The following is a 19,364-nucleotide window of genomic DNA, read 5'->3' on the forward strand; positions in this document are numbered from 1 at the left end:
CTTCCTCGATGCGATGGTGTCGATGCCATGTGCAGCGCTCAGCGCAGCAGGTACTGGTTGAGCAGGTTCTCGTAGCGCTCCTGCTTGCCGCTGACCTGCGTCGGCTCGCCCTGCCCGGCCGCCAGCGCCGCCAGATCGGCGAGTCCCAGTGCGCCGTTCTCGAAGTCCTTGCCCTTGCCGCTGTCGAAGCTGGCATAGCGCTCCTTGCGCCACTGTTCCCACGGCGATTCGGTCAGCAGCGCATGCGCCACTTCCAGACCGCGCGCGAACGCGTCCATGCCGCCGATGTGGGCGATGAACAGGTCCTCCAGGTCGGTGGACTCGCGGCGCACCTTGGCATCGAAGTTCAGGCCGCCTTCCAGCCCGCCCTGGCGCAGCACGACCAGCATCGCGCCGACCGTGTCGTACAGGTCGGTCGGGAACTGGTCGGTGTCCCAGCCGTTCTGCGCATTGCCGCGGTTGGCGTCGATGCTGCCCAGCAGCCCATGGTCGGAGGCCACCTGCAGGTCGTGCTCGAAGGTATGGCCCGACAACGTGGCGTGGTTGGCCTCGATGTTGAGCTTGAAGTCCTTCTCCAGCCCGTGCTCCTTCAGGAAGCCGGCCACGGTGGCGCTGTCGAAGTCGTACTGGTGCTTCATCGGCTCCATCGGCTTGGGCTCGATCAGGAAGTTGCCGGTCAGTCCGATGCTGCGGCCGTAGTCGCGCGCCATGGTCAGGAAGCGGGCGAAATGCGCCACTTCGCGCTTCATGTCGGTGTTGACCAGCGAGGCATAGCCTTCGCGGCCGCCCCAGAACACGTAATGCTCGCCGCCCAGTTCGACGGTGGCCTCCAGCGCCGCCTTCACCTGCACCGCGGCACGGGCCACGACGGCGAAGTCGGGATTGGTCGAGGCACCGTTCATGTAGCGCGGATGCGAGAACAGGTTGGCCGTGCCCCACAGCAGCTTGATGCCGGTGGCGTCCTGGCGCGCCTTGGCCAGACCGACCATGTGCGTGAGGTTCTTCTGGTATTGGCCGATGTCATCCGCATCAGGCGCCAGGTCGATGTCGTGGAAGCACCAGTACGGCACGCCCAGCTTGGTGAAGAACTCGAAGGCCGCATCGACCTTGGCCTCGGCCGTGGCCATCGGGCTGCCCGCTTCCCACGGGAAGTGGCGCGTACCCGGACCGAACGGATCGTGGCCGGCATTGCAGAAGGTGTGCCAGTAGCAGACCGCAAAGCGCAGATGCTCCTGCATGGTCTTGCCGCCAATGGTCTTGTTCGCGTCGTAGACCTTGAAGGCCAGCGGGTTGTCCGAGCCGCGCCCTTCGAACGGGATGCGGCCGATGCCGGGGAAGTATTCCTGGGCGCCGATGAAGGGTTGGGTGCTCATGGTGCGTAATCCTGTGGGTGTGCGTGAGGGACGTCAGCCGCGTTGCAGCGGGGTGACGGCATCGAGGTAGCGAAGGAAGCGGGCATAGGCCGCCGCATAGGCAGCGGCGCGGGTGGGATCGGGGGTGGCGGACAGGGCCGGATCAACGGCCACATGCGTGCGGGCGATATCGGCGATGGACGCGCCATCGCCGCCAGCGCGTCCGATGGCCCACAGCGCCTGCAAGGCCGCGCCGAAGGCCGCGCCTTCGGACTGCGCCGGCACATCGACTGGCAGGCCGAACACGTCGGCCACCAGCTGGCGCCAGGCCGCGCTGTTGCTGCCGCCACCGGTCAACACGATCCGCTCGAAGCGCATGCCGGCACGGACGAAGGCATCGAAGCCGTACTTCAGGCTGTAGGTCGCCCCTTCCATCGCGGCGCGGTAGAGATGCGCCGGCGAGAAGTTCGTCGGATCCAGCCCGGCCAGCACGCCCTTGCCCAGCGGCAGGTCGGGCGTGCGTTCGCCGTTGAGGAAGGGCAGCATCACCAGCCCGTCGGCGCCGGGCGGGGTGGCGTGCAGGTGCGCATCGCCCTGGCGCGTACTGAAGCCGAAGGCCTTGGCCACCTGCTCGGTGGCCACCGTGCAGTTCATCGTGCAGATCAACGGCAGCCAGCCACCGGTGGAGGAGCAGAACGCGGCCCAGGCGCCGGCCGGATCGACCACCGGCGTATCGGAATAGGCGAACAGCGTGCCCGAGGTGCCCAGGCTCATCGCCAGGCGTCCCTCTTCGACGCAGCCGGTGCCGATGGCCGCCATCATGTTGTCGCCGCCGCCGACGGCGACTTTTACCGTGGCCGGCAGGCCGAGCTGCGCCGCCATGGCCGGATCGATATCGAACAACGCGTCCGGCGCGGCGATCGGCGGCAGGCAGTCGGCCAGGTCGCGGTCCGCATCGGTCGCACGCAGCAGGTCCTTCGACCAGGTGCGCGTGCGCACATCGAGCCAGCCGGTGCCGGAGGCATCGCCCCACTCGCAGAAGCGTTGGCCGGTCAGCACGAAGTTCAGGTAATCGTGCGGCAGCAGGATGGTCGCCAGCCGGGCGTAGGCCTCGGGGCGGTGCGTCTTCGTCCACGGCAGCTTGGAGGCGGTGTAGCCGGCCAGGATCGGGTTGCCGGCCAGTTCGATGGTGCGCTCGGCACCGCCCAGGCGGTCCATGATCTGCGTGCACTCGGCCGTGGTGCTGGTATCGCACCACAGCTTGGCCGGGGCCAGCACCTGGCCCTGCGCATCCACCGGCACGAAGCCGTGCTGCTGGCCCGACACGGCGAGTGCGGTGATGCGTGCACGCAGTGCGGGATCGATGCGGGTGAAGCAGTCCCGCATCGCCGCCACCCAGTCGGCCGGTTGCTGCTCGCGGCTGCCATCGTCGCCACTGATCAACTCGAGCGGCATGCTGGCCGTCGCCACGAGCCCGCGCGTGGCCGGGTCGTAGACCACCACCTTCAGGCTCTGCGTGCCTGCGTCGATACCAGCGACCAGGTTCATGCCGTTTCCTTCTTCATGCGTGCACCAGCGCGCCATCGCGCAGTCGTACCGTGGCGGACGCGCCCGCGGCGAGGTCGAGATCGAGCGTGCGGCCCGCGTGCACCAGCTGGTAACGACCGCCCTTGTCCGAGTGCAGCGTCGCCTGCGCGAGGCGTCCGCCCTTCCACGACAGATCCAGGCGGGCCGCATTGCGTACGCGGATGCCTTCCAGTTCGCCATCGCGCCACGCGCCGGGCAACGCAGGCAGCAGGAAGACCGATCCACCCCAGCTCTGCACCAGCATCTCGACGATGCCGGCGGCGCCGCCGAAATTGCCGTCGATCTGGAACGGCGGGTGCGCGTCGAACAGGTTCGGGTAGCTGCGCTGCGGCGACAGCAGCATGCGCACGATCTTCAGGCTGTGCTCGCCGTCCCACAGGCGCGCCCAGAAGTTCAGCCGCCATGCGATGCCCCAGCCGGTCGCATCGTCGCCGCGGATCTCGAGGGTGCGCTTCGCGGCGCGTGCGAGATCGGGCGTGTCGCGCAGGTTGATCTGCGCGCTGGGATGCAGGCCGTACAGGTGCGAGATGTGGCGGTGGTGGATTTCGGGTGCCTGCATGTCCCAGTCCTGCTGCCATTCCTGCAGCTGGCCCGCCTTACCGATGCGGTTGGGTGGCAGTTGCTCGCGCAGCACGGCGAGTTGCGCGGCGAAATCTGCATCCTCGCCGAGCAACCGCGCAGCCTCGATGCACTGGCCGAACAGATCGCGGAGGATCTGCGCATCCATCGTCGGGCCGGCGCAGACCGTGGCGCCGAAAGGGTGCACGTTCTCCGGCGAGATCGACGGCACCGTGACCATCGCGCCGGTGCCGGGATCGCGCTGCAGCGTCGCGGCGAAGAATGCCGCCGCGCCGCGCAACCATGGCCACAGTCGGCGCAGGTCGGCCGGATCGCGGCCATAGTCCCAGCGGTCCCACAGCTGCTGCAGCAGCCAGGCGCCACCCATCGGCCACAGGCCCCATTGCGCGCCGTCGATCGGACCGGTCTGGCGCCACAGGTCGGTGTTGTGGTGCGCCACCCAGCCGGGCGCGCCGTACATCTCGCGCGCCATGCGCGCGCCGGTTTCCGCCAGCTCGCCGATCATGCGTTCCAGCGGTTCGACGCATTCCGCCAGCGCATTGGCTTCGGCCGGCCAGTAGTTCATCTCGGTATTGACGTTGATGGTGTACTTGCTCTCCCACGGGGGATCCATCAGGTCGTTCCAGATGCCCTGCAGGTTGGCCGGCTGGCTGCCCGGCCGTGAGCTGCAGATCAGCAGGTAGCGCCCGTAGGCGTGGTACAGCGACACCAGTGCGGGATCGTCGCCATGCGCGAATGCCGCGATGCGTTCGTCGGTCGGCAGGTCGGCGGCCGCCGTGCGGCCGAGGTCCAGGCGGACGCGGTGGAACAGGCGGCGGTGTTCGGCGAGATGATCGGCCTGCAGCGCAGCGAACGACTTCGCCTGGGCAAGGGCCAGATGGCGCGCCGTGATGGCATCGGGATCGCCGCTGACGTCGTCGTAGCGCACGTAGCTGGTTGCCGCGACCAGTCGCAGTTCCAGTTCGCGCACGCCATCGAACATGATCTGGTCCTGCTCGACGCGCACCCGGCCGCCCTGGTGGCGGACCTGCACGCGGAACGCGAACCGGAGCCGACCCGCGATGCCATGCTTGTCTACGTTGCGGCCGCTGACGAGCCAGCCGTCGCCATCGACGCGGGTCGTGGTCGCGTGTTCGTTGGCGGTGCGGATGCGGCCGATCAGGGCATCGCCGCCCTCGACCGTGCAGCGCATGACCAGGCACTGGTCGACTGGCGACACGAACACCTCGCGCCGGTGCAGGCCGGCACCGACACGGAACGACGTGCGCGCGACGGCGGCATCGAGATCCAGCTCGCGCATGTAGTCGGACACCCCGTCCAGCCGGTCGAACTGCAGCCACAGGTTGCCCAGCGGCTGGAACGGCATCTGCTTCAGCGGCTCCGCCATCAGCGTGGCATTGGCCAGCGCCTCGGCCTCGGCGTAGCGACCGGCGAACACCGCCTCGCGCACGCGCGGCAGATTCTCCTTCGCCCGGGGATTGATCGCGAAGTACGGCCCCCCGGCGTACAGCGTGTCCTCGTTGAGCTGCAGCCGCTCCAGTGCGACGCCGCCGAACACCATCGCGCCCAGGCGGCCGTTGCCTACCGGCAGGGCTTCCACCCAGACGCGTGCGGGGTCGCGGTACCACAGCCGCAGGTCGGCGGTGGACGGCGCGCGGCGGCCAGCGTCGGCGGATCGCGCCGCGCGCGTGAGTGGCGCGGCAGCGACGGCCAGGCCGGCCGCCGTCGCCTTCAGCAGTTCGCGTCGCTTCAGCGTCACGGGGCGATCAGCGCTTCTTCACCACCAGCGCCTTGCCGTCGTAGCGCACGGTGACGTCGGCGGCCGGCTCCAGCGTGCCGGCATCGGCGCGCGGACCATCGATGAAACGCACCCGCACCTCGCGCGCCGCGACCATGCCGGGATAACGCCCTTCGCGCGCACCGATGCGCAGCTCGCCCGCCTGCTCGTTCCACGCCAGCGGAATGCGGCTGGACTCGCCACGCTCGTAGCCGTAGCTGCGGCCGTTGTCCTCGTACAGCGAGAACGTGCCGTCGGCACCGGTGTAGACCTCGATCGTCAGCGGCGCATCCGGCTTTTCGTCCACGTACTGCTGCACGACCGTGCGCGGCACGATGGACCCTGCCCGCACGAACAGCGGCATGCGCTGCAGCGGCGCGGCGGCCTCGATGGTCTGGCCGCCGTCATGGCGCGTGCCGGTTTCGAAGTCGATCCAGCTGGTGCCGGCCGGCAGGTAGACCTTGCGCGTGGTCGCCTGGAACGACGTCACCGGCGCCACCAGGAAGGCCGGGCCGAACAGGTACTGGTCGGCGATGTCGCGCACGTTCGGATCGGACGGGAAGTCCATTGCCAGCGTACGCAGGATCGTGCCGTCCTTCTGCCAGGTATCGCCGGCCAGCGTGTAGATGTAGGGCAGCAGCGTGTAGCGCAACTTCAGGTAGTGCACGAAGCTGTCGTAGTGTGGCGTGCCTTCCGGCGCGATCTCCCAGATCTCGCGGTACGGGAACTGGCCGTGCAGGCGGAAGATCGGCACGAACGCGCCATGCTGGAACCAGCGCAGGCTCAGCTCGCGCCATTCAGCCAGGTGCGCCGGGTCCTTGTCTTCGTAGCGCTTCTCCGGCGAGAAGCCGCCGATGTCGAAGCTGACATTGGGTGCGCCTGCCATCGAGGCGTTGACCAGGCCGGAGATCTGCTCGCGCAGGTCGTCCCAGCGCGGCACGATGTCGCCGCTCCAGAACGCCGCGCCGGCACGCTGCTGGCCCGCGAAGAAGGCGCGCGACAGGATGAAGACGCGCTTGTCCGGATCCTGCTCGCGCGAGCCGCGGTAGACGCCTTCCGAATGCACCAGCGGATACGAATTGAAGAATTCCGTCGATGGGCCCAGCGACGTCGGCGTGGTGCGCGCCTTGCGTTCGCCGATGTCGATGTTGCTGTGCAGGTCGGGCTCGCTGGCGTCCAGCCACCACGCATCGAAGCCCTTGCGGTTGAGCTTGCCGTTGACCTGGCGCCAGAAGATGTCCTGCGCCTCCTTCGAATAGGGGTCGTAGAACGAATTCAGGTAACCCTTGCCGATCCAGTCCAGCTCACCGACCTCGACGTTGCGGTGGTACATGTGGCCGGCCGCATCGAGTTCCTTGTAGTTCGCCGTGGTCGGATAGAACTTCGGCCACACCGAAATCATGATCTGCGCATGCTGGTCATGCACGTGCTTGACCATGCCGTCCGGATCCGGGAAGTTCTTCGCATCGAAATCGTGCGACCCCCAGGCGTCCTCGGGCCAGTACGACCAGTCGAGCACGATCGCATCGATCGGCAGCTTGCGCTTGCGGTACTCGTCCAGCGCGCCGGTCAGTTCGGCCTGCGTCTTGTAGCGCTCGCGGCTCTGCCAGAAGCCGTACGACCACTTCGGCAGCAGCACGGCCTTGCCGGTCAGCGTGCGGTAGCCGGCCAGCACCTGGTCGGCGTCGTCGCCGGCGACCACGTAGTAGTCGATGGCCTGCGCGGCCTCGGACCAGATCGACAGGTCCTTCGCCTCGTCGGCCGGCAGCGGATCGCGGTGCAGCAGCGCGATGTAGGCGGGCTCGATGCGGTCCCACACCAGCTTGACCTTGTGCCGCTGGCCGGCCTTCATCTCCAGCGCGAACTCATGGTGCCAGGGATTCCAGTTCTGGCGCCAACGGTCGATCACCAGCTTGCCGTCGACGTAGAGTTTGGCGTACTCGCTGTTGTAGAGCGAGAACGTATGGCGGCCGTCGCTGCGTGCGGCGATCTCGCCTTCCCAGACCACGTCGCTGCGGCCGCCGGCGGCCAGGTTCTTCCCCTTCTCCGGGAAGTTCGCCAGATCCTTGATGTACTGGTAGTTCACCGCGCTTTCGCGGCGCTCGACCACCTGCTTGCCGTTGACGGTGTAGCGCGCGGTCAGCGCGCCCGGCTTGCCCTGCGCATCGAACAGGTCGAGCGATGCGCCCAGCGGCTGCAGGCCGCGCGGGTCGCCGTAGCGGGTGATCGCGTTGCTGTCCCAGAGGATGCCGTAGTGGCGCGTGGAGACGAGGTAGGGAATCGCCTTGTCGATGTTGTGCTGGAGCAGCTCGACATCCCGGCCCTTGAGGTTCATCCAGCCCTGCTGGTGCAGGCCGGTGCCGTAGAAGGCCTCGTCGTCCTTCGAATCGAAGCGCTGGCGGATGCTGTAGTACGGCTTGCCTTCGACCGTTGTCGGGGTGAAGGTGCGTGCCCGCTCGGCGAGCAGCGGCTTGCCGGCCGCGTCGAAGAAGCTGACCTGGCCCGTGCGCGCATCGACCGTCGCCGAGATGCCTTGCGTGCTGATCGTCACCTGCCCACCGGACTCGCCCACCTTCACCGCCGGCGGCGCGCCGGTCTCCGCACGCATCAGGCTGGGCGTGCGCGCGAAGTCGCCATCGGGATCGGCCATCACGCGCAGGATGCCCGGCGCGACCGCTTCGACCTTGACGTCGGCGGCGGCCGACTCGGTCGGACGCACGATCACGCCATGCGCGGTCTTCTCGACCGCACCGGTGTCGGCGGCGTTGGCGCCCGCTGCGGCCAGGGCCAGCAGCGGCACCGTCAACGTCTTCAGATAACCCATCGCTTGCTCCTCGTTCGGGTGCGTGGGCACCCGGGTTCTGGGACCGGCGAGGCCGGTCCGCGGATCGATCAGTACGTCGCCAGCTTCACCCGCAGCAGCTGCGGGACGCTGGAGAAATTGAGGCCGTAATCGGTCTGGTCGCCGTTCCAGCGGCGACGGAACACCCACGTGCCGTCGACGTAGGTGCCTTCGTCGACGTACTCGTAGATCTGCCGCGCGGCGACGGCCGGGTCCGCCGCCTCGATGTTGATGCGCGCATGCGCGCCCGCGACCAGGAACTCGTCTGCCCCGAGCTGCACCACCAGCGCGCGGCCGATGGGCTCGGGATTGCCCGGTGGTTCACCCTGGAACCAGAACTGCGGCACGCCGTAGGTCACCACCATGTTCCAGCGGCCGTCGATCTTCACCGTCTGCACGGCCTGGCCGGGCTGCTCGGCGGTGCCGCGCACCTTGCCTTCGAAACTGGCCTGCGCGATGACGCGCGCCGCCGGACGCACGATGGCGTAGTTCAGCGCGAACGACTCCAGCGCCTTCTCGTCCAGGTTCTTGGCACCGAGCGGCCAGTTGGAATAACGCGAGTAGTCGATGCCGAAGGGCGACCAGCCGATCGCCTGCTCGCCCAGCGCGGAGAAGAAGTAGCGCGGGTATTCCTCGCGGTTGCCGGTCTCGGCCACGAACAGCGGGTTGTCGGGGCGCGAATAGCGGTCCAGCACCGTGGTGTAGTGCGTGTACTCCGGCATGTAGATGTCGGGCGCCAGCAGGTCGATGTGCGGTGCGGCGGCCTTGTACACGTCCAGCACGTTGTCGGTGGGCCCGCCGCTGGCGTACTGGCCGGGCTGGCCCGGGTTGAACGGTCCGCGCAACGCGGCGTTGACCAGCATCGGCAGCGGATACACCGCCTTGCCCGCTTCGGCGACCTGGTCGATGTAGTGCGCGATATGCCAGGCGTGGAAGAACTCGTCGGCATCGGCACCGAACACCTCGCGCCACATACCGGGCGACTTGCCGAGCTTCTTCAGCAGCGCTTCCGGCACGGGACCATCAAACACCTGCTGCGCCAGCGGCGAGAAATCCCGCACGCTGCCGTAGGTGCCGGGCTCGTTCTGCGGCTGCACCATGATGACGGTGCGTTGCGGGTCCGCCGCCTTGAGATGGGTCATCAGCGCGACGAACGCCTTGCGGTCCGCATCGAGCGTGGCCTGCGCATGCGGCGACAACGAGTTCAGCGTGCGCCCGTCGGCAGTGATGACGCGCGGGAAGCGTGTGTTGTCCAGCTTCACCCACGCCGGGGCGTAGTTGGGTCCGTTGTTCTTCCAGGTCGCGAACCACAGCAGGATCAGGCGCACGTCCTTCCCGCGCGCCTGCGCTAGCAGTTCGTCGACGAAGGAGAAGTCGAACGTCCCCTCCTTCGCCTCGACCTGCTCCCACGCCACCGGCACCATCACCGTGTTCGGCTTGACCACGTCGATGGCCGGCCACACGTCGTCCAGCGCCTGCGGCCAATTGCTGGAATTGTTGACCTGCGCGCCGAGGATCAGGAACGGCGCGCCGTCCACCATCAGGGCATGGCGACCGTCCTTGCTGACGATCTTCGGGACCGGCGCCTCAGCGGCGCTACGCGCGTCGCCCGTTTCTGCCCCGCCCTGTTTCGCCGCGTCATCGGCAGGTCGGCACGCAGCGAGCAGCACGCTGGCGGCCAGAACGCCAAGGAACGTGGACGAGCGGAACAGGCGAGGCATCATCGGGGACACTCCAGGTTCACCAGTTGTCGCTGCGGAACGGCGAGGCCGGCAGCTGGTCGGTATTGATCAGGTCGGCATCGGCCGGGTTGTCGGACCAGCCGTAGCGCACGGCTGCGGGTCGCGGCACGGCCGCACTGCGCACGACCACACGCCCGTCCTGCAGCGTGGCCTCCGCCGGATGGAAGACCTGGTCGGTACCGGCCAGGGCGAATCCATGCACGCGCGTGCCGCCGCCGCGCACCGCCAGGGTGCCGCCGGAGGTGCCGAACTCGACGTGCGCCTTGTTGCCTTCGAAGCGGGTGTACTGCGGCACCGGCCCGTGGAACGGCAGCGCCTCGCCGTAGGCCACATGGCGTGCCGCCAAGGCCAGGCGCCGACCGACTTCCTGCTTGTTGAGCGGGTGGATGTCGGCCGGATCGCCGATATCGATGGCGACGGCCTGCGCGGTGCCGGGCATCCACAACGTCATCGACTGCGCCTCACGCAGCGTCGCCCACGGGCTTTCATCGCCCTTGTCGACACCGGAGGAGAAGTTCGCCAGCTGCACCCACAGGAACGGCAGGCTGGGGGCATCCCATTGCGTGCGCCATTGCGTGCGCCATTGCTCGATCAGGGCGGGGAACTGCCGGCGGTAGCGCAGCGCATCGGCCACGGTGTTCGCGTTCGACTCACCCTGGTACCAGATCACGCCGCGCAACGCATAAGGTTGCAGCGGGTGGATCATGGCGTTGTACAGAAGCGCGGGATGCTGGTTCTTGTCGTCGACCAGGGCAAGGCTGACGTCGCTCGGCCGGAAGCGCCAGTCCGCCAGCGCGCGCGGTGTTCCGCCCTGCGGCTGCACGAACACCTCGCCCACCTCGCCGTGGATACCGCCGCCGCCGCCGGTGTCCGTCACCCGCACGGCCACGTGGTTCACGCCCGCGCGCAGCACCGCTGCCGGCACGCTGTAGCGCCGCGGCTGGTTGTAGCGCATGCGCGTTTCCCCGACCTGCGTGCCGTTGACCCAAGTGGCGTCGGAATCGTCGATGCGACCCACGCCGAGCAGCACGCCCGCCGCCGCTTCTTCCCCGGTCAGGGTGAACGTCGTGCGGTACCACGCCACGCCGTCCATGCCGTTCCAGCCGGCCGCCTCCCACAACGAAGGCACGGCGATCGGCGCCCATGTGGACATCGCGAGGTCCGGCACCTGCCAGCCCGCATCGTCGACGGGCAGCGTGGGCCACTGCGCGAGATTGCGCCGCGTCTGGGCGAGCGCACGTTCGTCGTCCGCACGCAGCGTCTCCGCCTGTCGCGCGAGCGCCGCGTCATCCAGTCCCTGCGACGACGCGTCCATCCACGCTTCGATGCGGCTGCCGCCCCAGGTGCTGTCGATGATGCCGATCGGCACGCCAGTGACCTTGCGCAGTTCGCGGGCGAAGAAATGCGCGACGGCGGAGAACTGGCCGGCGACCTGCGGCGACGACGCCACCCATTCGCCACCCGCCAGCTGGTCCTGCGGCGCGCCGGCCCAAGATTTGGGAATCTTGAAATGCCGGATCTGCGGGTCGGTCGCGCGCGCGATCTCGGCATCGCGGTCCATGGACTGCGCGACCGACCACTCCATGTTGGACTGTCCGCTGGCCAGCCATACGTCGCCGACCAGCACGTCCTGCAACACGCGCGGCTGCGTGCCGTCGTCGATGCGCAGCGTGTACGGCCCACCGGCGGTCTGGGCCGGCAGTTCGAGCGACCAGCGCCCGGCGTCGTCGGCCTGGGCGGTGATGGCCGCAGCGCCGGCGAAGCTCACGGCGACGCGGGCCCCGGGGGCCGCGTGGCCCCAGACCTGCACGGGCTGGTCGCGCTGCACGACCATGCCGTCGGAGAACAGCCGCGGCAGTTCGACCGCGTGTGCGACAGGCAGGGCGAGCAGGGCAGAAAGGAACATGGCGATTCGTTTCACAGGGGATCTCCGTACCAGATGCCACGTCCTTCGGTGCCGAAGTAGACGCGACCGTGCAGGCGGGGATCGCCCGTCACATGGCGGATGATGCCGCCAAACCGCAGTGCGTCACTGTCGATCCGCTGCCAGCGCCGCCCGCCGTTGTCGGAGCGGTAAAGGCCACGCTGGCCCCGCACTTCGCCGAACACGAACAGCACCGGCGCATCGCCGTCCTTCGCCGGCTTGCCCAGGCCCACCGACATGACGTTGTCCACGCCGGGTACGCGCTGGAGCTTGCCGGGCGACAGATGCAGCAGCCCGCGCCATGAGGCGGCGATCCAGGCTTCGCCCGACCTGTCCGGATGCGGCCGGATCTCGGCGCGGTACCAGTCGCCGATCTCGCCGACGGGCGCGCGCACTTCCTCGAAGGCGACGCCGCCGTTGCCGCTGACATAGAGCTTGCCGCTGATCGCATCGAAGCCGTAGTAGATGCCTTCGTCGACGCGGTCGGCTTCCACCACGGCTGTCTTCGGCAGGCCTTTTACCTGCTGCCAGCGTCCGCCCATGTCGGCGGTGATCCAGTGGTGCTCGCCATTGCGCGGACGCCAGATGGCACGCTTGCCATCGGCCGCCAGCGTGATCTGTCCGGCGCCCTCGCCATCCGGCGGCTCGCTCGCGAACGCCGTCCACGTGCGCCCACCATCGTTCGACCACGCGCCACGCACTGCACCCTCCGGCCGGTTATGGAAATAGCCGGTGCGTACCATCACCTGCGGCGCACGACCGGCGAACGCCAGGCTCTCGGTGTTGGAGAAGCGCACGCCGGCGAAGCGTTGCTGCGAGACGTCCAGTGAGTCGTGCACGAAGCCATCGACATCGCCCAGCCCGCTCACCAGGTGCGCGCCCTGCGGCGGGCTGGCCAGTGCCAGCGGCACGGTCTCCTCGAAGCCGGCCTGTTCGAAGCGCCACCGCAGGTCGGCACCGCCGTCGAACGCACGCGCATTGGTGGACGCCCACACGCCGTAGCCCGTCACGAACAGCAGGCGGTCGGGATCGAACGGATCGATCTCGATGTCGGCCATCCAGTGCGGCTTGGCATCGGAGGTCCACGGTGCGGAGGCATGATCGAACCGCGAACGCGGGAACAGCGCCGTCCACGTGCGCCCGCCATCGAGACTGCGGTAAAGGTCGTCGTGCGGCTGGTAGCGGCGGAACGTACTGGCGATGATGACGTCCGGGTTGTCGGCCTGCACGGCGACCGCACCCCAGCCGAAGCTGGCGTCGGTCTTCGCGCGCCGCACCGGCGTGATGTCCTCCCACCGGTCGCCGGCGGGGTCGAAGCGCCAGACCGCGCCGTCTGCCATGTTGTTCGGGCCGGGTTCGTCGCCATAGCTCAGCAACCAGCGCCCGCGCGCGTCGCGCACCATGTGGCTGGGCCGCAGGCCGACCGGCTGGCCGGGCACCGCCTCCCAGCTCGCGCCGCCGTCGCGCGAACGGAACAGGCTGGTCTCCTTCGTGGACACGCCGGCATACAACGTCTTCGATGCGCTGCCGCGTGTGCCGCTGGCGGGATCGAACACCACGAACGCGATGCCGACCGGGCGCAGGTCGCGCCAGCCGGCGGCCCACGCCGAGCGCGATTTCGCCACGGCAGGAAAGCCCTTCACTTCGTGCCACTGCGCGCCAGCATCGTCGCTGCGCCACAGGCCGTCGGCGCGCGTGCCGAACATCACGACGCGGCCATCATTCGGATCGACGGCAAAACGCTCGCCGTTGCCGCGCCCCTGCTCGTTGCCGCCAAACTTGAACGGCAACGCGGTCCGCTGGAACGTCGCACCGCGGTCGCGCGAGCGCAGGATCGCGCCATCCGCCCCACGCTCATGCAGATAGGTACCGACGGCCAGGTAGAGACGGTCCGGATCGGACGGATCCAGCGCCAGGCTTTCCACGCCGAAGCGCCCGCTGTCCTCGTAACCCATCCAGTCCATAAGCGGCTGCCAGCGGCGCTCGCCCGGCAGCCAGCGGTAGGCGCCCCCGATGTCGGTGCGCGCGTACAGCAGGTCTTTCTCGTGCGGGTGGAACACCAGCCCGCTGACGAAACCACCGCCGCCGATGGCGACGCTGCGCCAGCGGTAGCCGGTCACGTCATCCTTCGCCGCCGCGCCGGGCACCAGCAGGAAAACGGAAAGCGCGAGGATCAGGCGAAGCGTGAGCACGGTGTCTCCTGTCGGGGGGAACAGCCGGTGCGCCGGCAGGATGCGCACCCTGCGACGGAACGGCCGGAGTGCCCGGCCGTCCCGCGCGATGCAGCGTCAGAACGTGAAGCGCAGCGTCGCGGCGTAACGCCGATCGTTGACGTACCAAGAGGTGATGCGCTTGCCGGCGCCGTTCTGGTCCATCAGCGTGCGCTGCTCGGCATTGTTGAGGTTGTTCATCTCCAAGCCGAACTGCACGTTGTCGGAGATCTTGTAGAAAATGGATCCATCCAACTGGCCGAAGCTGTCGCTGTAGACGGGCAGCTTCCACGGGATGCCGCCATCGCCGCCGTTGTAGCCGTTCGGCCCGATCGACAGCAGGTACTCGCTGCGCCAGTTGTAGGCCAGCCGGATCTGCCACGGCCCCTTCTCGTAGAAGGCAGCGACGTTGTAGGAGTTCTTCGACAGGCCGTCGGCCGGCAGATCGCTGAACAGCGAGCCGTCGGTATCGACCGGCACCGCATTCGATGCCTCCGGAATCTTTGTGGTGCTGTCGATGTAGGTGTAATTGGCCGACATGCCGAAACCGTCGAACGGCGCCGGCAGGAAGTCGAAGAACTGGTTCCAGCCGATCTCCGCGCCCTGGATCTTCGCCTTGCCGACGTTGACCAGGCGCGACACGCGATAGTCGTAGTCGTTGCCATCGATGCCGGGATAGGTCAGGAGCTGGGTCTGCTGGCGGAAATAGTCCTTGATGTCCTTGTAGAAGAAGTTCACCCAGGCCATGCCGCCACTGTCCGGCGCGAAATACCACTCCAGCGACAGATCGAACTGGTTGGCCTTCATCGGCGTCAGGTACGGGTTGTCGGTGGAACTGCCGGTGAGGTCCAGATCGCCGGGCTGCAGCAGATCGCCCGGATCGGGATTCACCCCGTCGCGGACTGCCACGCTGAGCAACTGGTAGGCCTGCATGTCGCTGAAAGCCGGGCGCGCGATCGCCTTGGACGCGGCGAATCGCACGATCCAGTTTTCCGCCGGTTCCCACTTCACGTTGGCGCTGGGCAGCACGTCGGTGTAGGAGTTCTCCGCCGAGATCGGCTCGGACTGACCGTTGCCGAGGTAGGGCGCGAATTCGTTGTTCGGATACACCAGGTAGCCGCTCGCGCTGTTCTCGGTGCGCACCACGCGTACGCCGAAATTACCGTCGATGCGTGCATCGTCCATCGCGAAGTTCACCATCGCGTAGGCGGCGTACGTCTTCTCGTTCTGCACGTTGCCCCACTGCGGGTCCGCCAGGTTGCGCGGGGTGATCTGCCCGTAGCAGCAGTCGTAATACGGGATGGCCGCGCCGTGGATGTCGAGATAGCTGTTCGGGAAACCGAGCGCGGTCGCCAGCACCGGCGAATAGAACGAGCCCGGCGTCGTTGCGCCACCGCGGTAGAAGTTGTCGAACGTGATCAGGTTGGTCAGGCTGGAATTGATGGTGCCGTTGAGGTCCAGCCCCGGCAGCGGCTGGTCGCCCGGCAGCGCCCACCACTGCATCCACGGCTGGAACACCGGTTGCCAGTCGTAGCCGGTATCGATGCTGTGCGCATCGCGATCGGTGACGCGCACGCCGACCTTGAAGGAGTCGAAGAAGTTGCTGTCGAAGCTGTGCTTCAGGTCCGCGCGCCACGCCACTTCGTCGGCGGTGTTGTCGTCCTGGTGGTCCATGGTGAACCCCCAGTAGTAGTTCGCGGGGTTCGCGGTGAACTGGTTGTCCACGCCGATGCGCGGCACGCCGTGGCCCAGGTCGACGTCGATGTAGGGCACGTTGAGGCCGAGCGAGACGGTGGAGTCCAGCGCCTTGGTGTTCGCCTTGATGTACTGCAGATCGGTGGAGAACTCGGTGCGGTCGCTGAACAGCCACTTCAGGCCGAACGAGTAGTCGGTGGTGTCGGACTTGCGGTGCGACGCGCGGATGTCCGTGCCCATGGGGATGTCGCCGTTCGAGCGCAGGCGGCCGGAGACGAAGACGTTGCCGTTAATCTCGTAGGGCTGGCTGGCGTCGACACGTACCTGCAGCGGGTCGTTGGAAACGAAGATCGCGTCTTCGTACCAGAGTTCGTCGTAGCGGCTCTGGAACGCCGTGGCGGACAGCTCCAGGCTGTCGCTCGGGCGCCACTGCAGAGCGACGTACGCGCCCTGGCGCTCGCGTTCGTACTCCAGCGTGCGCCAGTCGGCGCCGCGCGGCAGCCACAGGTTCTCGTTGGTACCGTCGTTGTTGAGGTCGGAGTTGGCGGTGTTGAAGAACGGCCGCACGAACATGCCGTCGGTGCGCGTGGCCAGTTCGGAATGGGCCACGTTGACCAGCACGCCGAACTCGCCCGCATCGGTGTCCCAGCGGTTGCTGAAAAGCACCGAGCCCGCGGGCTTGACCTGCTTGGCGAAGTCACCGCGGTTGGCGCTGAACGACATGCCGATGCGACGGCCCTCGATGTCCAGCGGCATGAAGGTGCGCAGGTCGACACTGCCGCCCAGGCCGCCTTCGATCATGTCGGCCTTCTGATTCTTGTAGACGTCGACGCCGGCCATCAGCTCGGCGGGTACGTCCTGGAAGCTCAGCGCACGACCGCCCGACGCGGAGAAGCTGTCGCGTCCGTTGAGTTCCGAACGCACCTGGGTGAGGCCGCGCACCTGCACGCCACCACCCTCGGCGGAGAAGTGCTCGGGATCGCCGACGGTCAGGAAGCGGTCGATGGTCACGCCCGGGATGCGCGACAGCGTCTCGGTGACGCTGCGGTCCGGCAGCGCACCGATGTCCAGTGCAGTGACCGAATCGACGAAGGTGTCGGCATCGCGCTTGATGTCCTGCGCCCTGTACACGGAGCCACGGATGCCGGTGACGACGACGGCGTCGAGTTCGGTGGCCTTCTCGGCCTCCTGCGCCGGCGCGGCATCCTGGGCGTAGGCAGGTGCCGCCAGCATCACGGCGATGCCGAGCGCCAGCAGGGTGGGTTGCAGCTTGCGGCCGTCGGAACGGCCGGCACGAACGGCCGCCGCGGGGCGACGCTGGAGCGTTGACATGGATGTTCCCTCCCAGGACACATGACAAGCGATGGAGTTGTGGTCCCGGCCCGCGGATGTCTGCGCATCGCGTGGCCGGATGAAGCGTCCGGCAACCCCGCCCCCTTGGTCGTGGTCGTCGGTGATGCGATCGCCTCCGTGGCGGAAGTCACGCCGGCTACGGGCGATCAGGCGGTGGCCTTGGGACCACCGTTGTGTGACTGCGGCGGGAGCATAGGCGGCGCTGACATGCCGGACCAATGAAATATTGATCGCAAGCTATATCGAACACGAATACATGGAGGACATTCAGTCGCCGGCGCCCTCGCCGACCGGCGGTGCGTCGCCGGCACGGGAGGCGTCCGGCTCGGTATACAGCCGGCGTGCGGTGGCACGGAGCGCCTCCAGCACACGCTCGGCCCCCGGCGACAGCAACTGGTCGCGGCGGCGCACGATGCCGAAAAACTCCATGCGCACGCCCAGCTCGATGGGCAGCACGCACATCTGCCCGGTCTGCAGGTACGGACCGACCGATTCGGCCGGCAGCGCCGTCAGCAGATCGCTGTGCCGCAACAGGTGGATGATCACCGGCAGCGAGGCGGTTTCCACGATGTTCTGCGGCGGCGGCTGGCCGTGCTCCAGAAACACCGCGTCCAGCCGCGAGCGCAGCACGCTGGCGGACGGCGGCATGATCCAGCCGTAGTCGGCCAGGTCGGCATGGGTGATGCGCTGACGCCGCGTCAGTGGATGGCCGGCGCGCACGATGACCGCATGCGGCTCGTCGGCCAGCGGCTCGAAATCCAGCTCGCCGGCCCCTTCCGGGCCCATGATGCGGCCGACCACGATGTCGAGCTGCCCGTCCAGCAGCTTGGCGACCAGCGGCCGGCTGTAGTCCATCTCCACGCGGATCAGGATGTCGGGAAAGTCGCGCTTCACCGCCGCGATGGCCTGGGGCACCAGCGTCGTCCCCGGATTCACCACCGTGCCGATGGCGGCCTGCCCCATCCGGCCGCTGCGCAGCGCAGCGATCTCGTCATGGGCGCGGCCGATCTCGGACAGCGCCGAGCGCGCCCGCCGGATCAGCACCTGGCCGTACCAGGTGGGCTCCACGCCGCGCGCATGCCGCTCGAACAGCGGCACGCCGAGCAGGCTCTCCATCTCCGCCAGCAGCTTGGACGCCGCAGGCTGGGTCATGTTGGCGGCCTCGGCGGCGCGCAGCACCGAACGCTGTTCGTACAGGTGCAGCAGCAGGGAAAGATGGCGGGTCTTCAGGCGGGTGGCGCCGAACCAGCCGGTGGTGGGATGGACCATGGAAGCCTCCGAGCGGATGACCTATTCGCGTGCGGAATAGCCTATGACAAAAATTTCATTTGTCGTACATAGATGCCCACGCGAGGCTATGCCACGCTTCGAACGCGGCCCGGCGGCCATGCCCGCCCGACTGCGTAGGGGATGCCCGGGGACGGCCGGCACAGGTCCGCCACGGGAGGTCCCGCATCCGATCACCGCCGGGAGGAGGGTCCCATGGCGACACCGCAGTCCGACGGCACCCCGCGCGCCGCCGCCATCGCCGCGTCCACGTCGCACGGACACCGGCGCCCATGACACGTCGCCTGTCCGGCAAGGTCGCGCTGGTTACCGGTGCCGCCAACGGCATCGGTGCGGCGACCGCGCGCCTGTTCGCACGCGAAGGCGCCACGGTCATCGGCCTCGACCGCCAGCCCGCACCCGCCGCCGATGACGGCGTGGCCCACCATCTCGCCGACATCACCGATGCCGCCGCCGTCGACGCCGCCGTGCATGCGGCACGCGAACGCCACGGCCGCATCGACGTCCTGGTCAACAATGCCGGTGCCGACGTGTTCTCCGACCCGCTGTCGCTGTCGGATGACGACTGGGAAGGCTGCCTGGCGCTGAATCTCAAGGGCGCATGGCACCTGTGCCGCGCGGTGCTGCCAGCGATGCTCGCGCAGGGCGGCGGCTCGATCGTCAACATCGCGTCGGTGCACGCGCACAAGATCATCGCCGGCTGCTTCCCGTATCCGGTCGCGAAGCACGGGCTGATCGGGCTGACCCGCTCGCTCGGCATCGAATACGCCGCGCACGGCATCCGGGTGAATTCGATTTCGCCCGGCCTGATCCTGGTGCCGCGCATCGAAGCGTGGTTCGAACGCGAACCCGGGATGCGCGAGAAACAAACGGCGCTGCTGCCGCCGCAGCGCATCGGCACGCCGGAGGAAGTCGCCTACACCGCGCTGTTCCTGGCCAGCGACGAAGCGCGCTTCATCAACGCCACCGACATCACCATCGACGGCGGCCGTTCGCAGGTCTACCACGACTGACCG

The 19,364-nt window shown here is 68.1% G+C and carries 10 protein-coding genes; 1 reads left to right on the plus strand and 9 read right to left on the minus strand.

Annotated features, from left to right (window positions below; all coding sequences use genetic code 11):
- Positions 1-38: 38 nt before the first annotated feature.
- From xylA to ACGHX3_RS17465, 9 genes are all read right to left on the minus strand, one after another.
- The gene (gene xylA / locus ACGHX3_RS17425; RefSeq protein WP_394695717.1) at positions 39-1,373 is read right to left on the minus strand and encodes a xylose isomerase; all 1,335 of its coding nucleotides are present in this window, start codon (positions 1,371-1,373) and stop codon (positions 39-41) included.
- 33 nt (positions 1,374-1,406) lie between these two features.
- Positions 1,407-2,900 carry a xylulokinase gene (xylB, locus tag ACGHX3_RS17430; RefSeq protein ID WP_394695718.1) on the minus strand — a complete coding sequence of 498 codons (1,494 nt, stop codon included), beginning with the start codon at positions 2,898-2,900 and terminating at the stop codon, positions 1,407-1,409.
- Positions 2,901-2,913: 13 nt separating this feature from the next.
- Positions 2,914-5,277 (minus strand): glycosyl hydrolase family 95 catalytic domain-containing protein, encoded by a 2,364-nt coding sequence (locus tag ACGHX3_RS17435; protein ID WP_394695719.1) that lies wholly within the window; start codon positions 5,275-5,277, stop codon positions 2,914-2,916.
- A 7-nt stretch (positions 5,278-5,284) separates the two neighbouring features.
- Positions 5,285-8,119, minus strand: coding sequence for a TIM-barrel domain-containing protein (locus ACGHX3_RS17440; protein ID WP_213604998.1), 2,835 nt, complete (start codon positions 8,117-8,119; stop codon positions 5,285-5,287).
- A 68-nt stretch (positions 8,120-8,187) separates the two neighbouring features.
- Positions 8,188-9,861 (minus strand): DUF5597 domain-containing protein, encoded by a 1,674-nt coding sequence (locus ACGHX3_RS17445; RefSeq protein WP_213604999.1) that lies wholly within the window; start codon positions 9,859-9,861, stop codon positions 8,188-8,190.
- Between the two features lie 16 nt (positions 9,862-9,877).
- Positions 9,878-11,785, minus strand: a complete 1,908-nt coding sequence (locus ACGHX3_RS17450; protein ID WP_394695720.1) for a sialate O-acetylesterase — start codon at positions 11,783-11,785, stop codon at positions 9,878-9,880.
- Positions 11,786-11,796: 11 nt separating this feature from the next.
- Complete coding sequence (locus ACGHX3_RS17455; RefSeq protein ID WP_394695721.1) at positions 11,797-13,995, minus strand: cellulase; 2,199 nt, start codon at positions 13,993-13,995, stop codon at positions 11,797-11,799.
- Between the two features lie 96 nt (positions 13,996-14,091).
- The gene (locus tag ACGHX3_RS17460) at positions 14,092-17,040 is read right to left on the minus strand and encodes a TonB-dependent receptor (RefSeq protein WP_394695722.1); all 2,949 of its coding nucleotides are present in this window, start codon (positions 17,038-17,040) and stop codon (positions 14,092-14,094) included.
- Positions 17,041-17,328: 288 nt separating this feature from the next.
- A complete protein-coding gene (locus tag ACGHX3_RS17465) occupies positions 17,329-18,330 on the minus strand; it encodes a LysR substrate-binding domain-containing protein (protein WP_213605001.1) in 1,002 nt (333 codons plus the stop codon).
- A 290-nt stretch (positions 18,331-18,620) separates the two neighbouring features.
- Between ACGHX3_RS17465 and ACGHX3_RS17470 the strand changes: the two genes are divergently transcribed.
- Positions 18,621-19,361: an SDR family oxidoreductase gene (locus tag ACGHX3_RS17470; RefSeq protein ID WP_394695723.1), complete on the plus strand. Its 741-nt coding sequence runs from the start codon at positions 18,621-18,623 to the stop codon at positions 19,359-19,361.
- Positions 19,362-19,364: the final 3 nt, after the last annotated feature.

The organism is Pseudoxanthomonas japonensis (assembly GCF_043632995.1).
Classification (GTDB): Bacteria; Pseudomonadota; Gammaproteobacteria; order Xanthomonadales; family Xanthomonadaceae; genus Pseudoxanthomonas_A; species Pseudoxanthomonas_A japonensis.

Coding starts and splice junctions, on each gene's coding strand:
- xylA (WP_394695717.1), bottom strand. CDS start 1,373: ATGAGCACCCAACCCTTCATCGGCGCCCAGGAATACTTCCCCGGCATC.
- xylB (WP_394695718.1), bottom strand. CDS start 2,900: ATGAACCTGGTCGCTGGTATCGACGCAGGCACGCAGAGCCTGAAGGTG.
- ACGHX3_RS17440 (WP_213604998.1), bottom strand. CDS start 8,119: ATGGGTTATCTGAAGACGTTGACGGTGCCGCTGCTGGCCCTGGCCGCA.
- ACGHX3_RS17445 (WP_213604999.1), bottom strand. CDS start 9,861: ATGATGCCTCGCCTGTTCCGCTCGTCCACGTTCCTTGGCGTTCTGGCC.
- ACGHX3_RS17450 (WP_394695720.1), bottom strand. CDS start 11,785: ATGTTCCTTTCTGCCCTGCTCGCCCTGCCTGTCGCACACGCGGTCGAA.
- ACGHX3_RS17460 (WP_394695722.1), bottom strand. CDS start 17,040: ATGTCAACGCTCCAGCGTCGCCCCGCGGCGGCCGTTCGTGCCGGCCGT.
- ACGHX3_RS17465 (WP_213605001.1), bottom strand. CDS start 18,330: ATGGTCCATCCCACCACCGGCTGGTTCGGCGCCACCCGCCTGAAGACC.
- ACGHX3_RS17470 (WP_394695723.1), top strand. CDS start 18,621: ATGACACGTCGCCTGTCCGGCAAGGTCGCGCTGGTTACCGGTGCCGCC.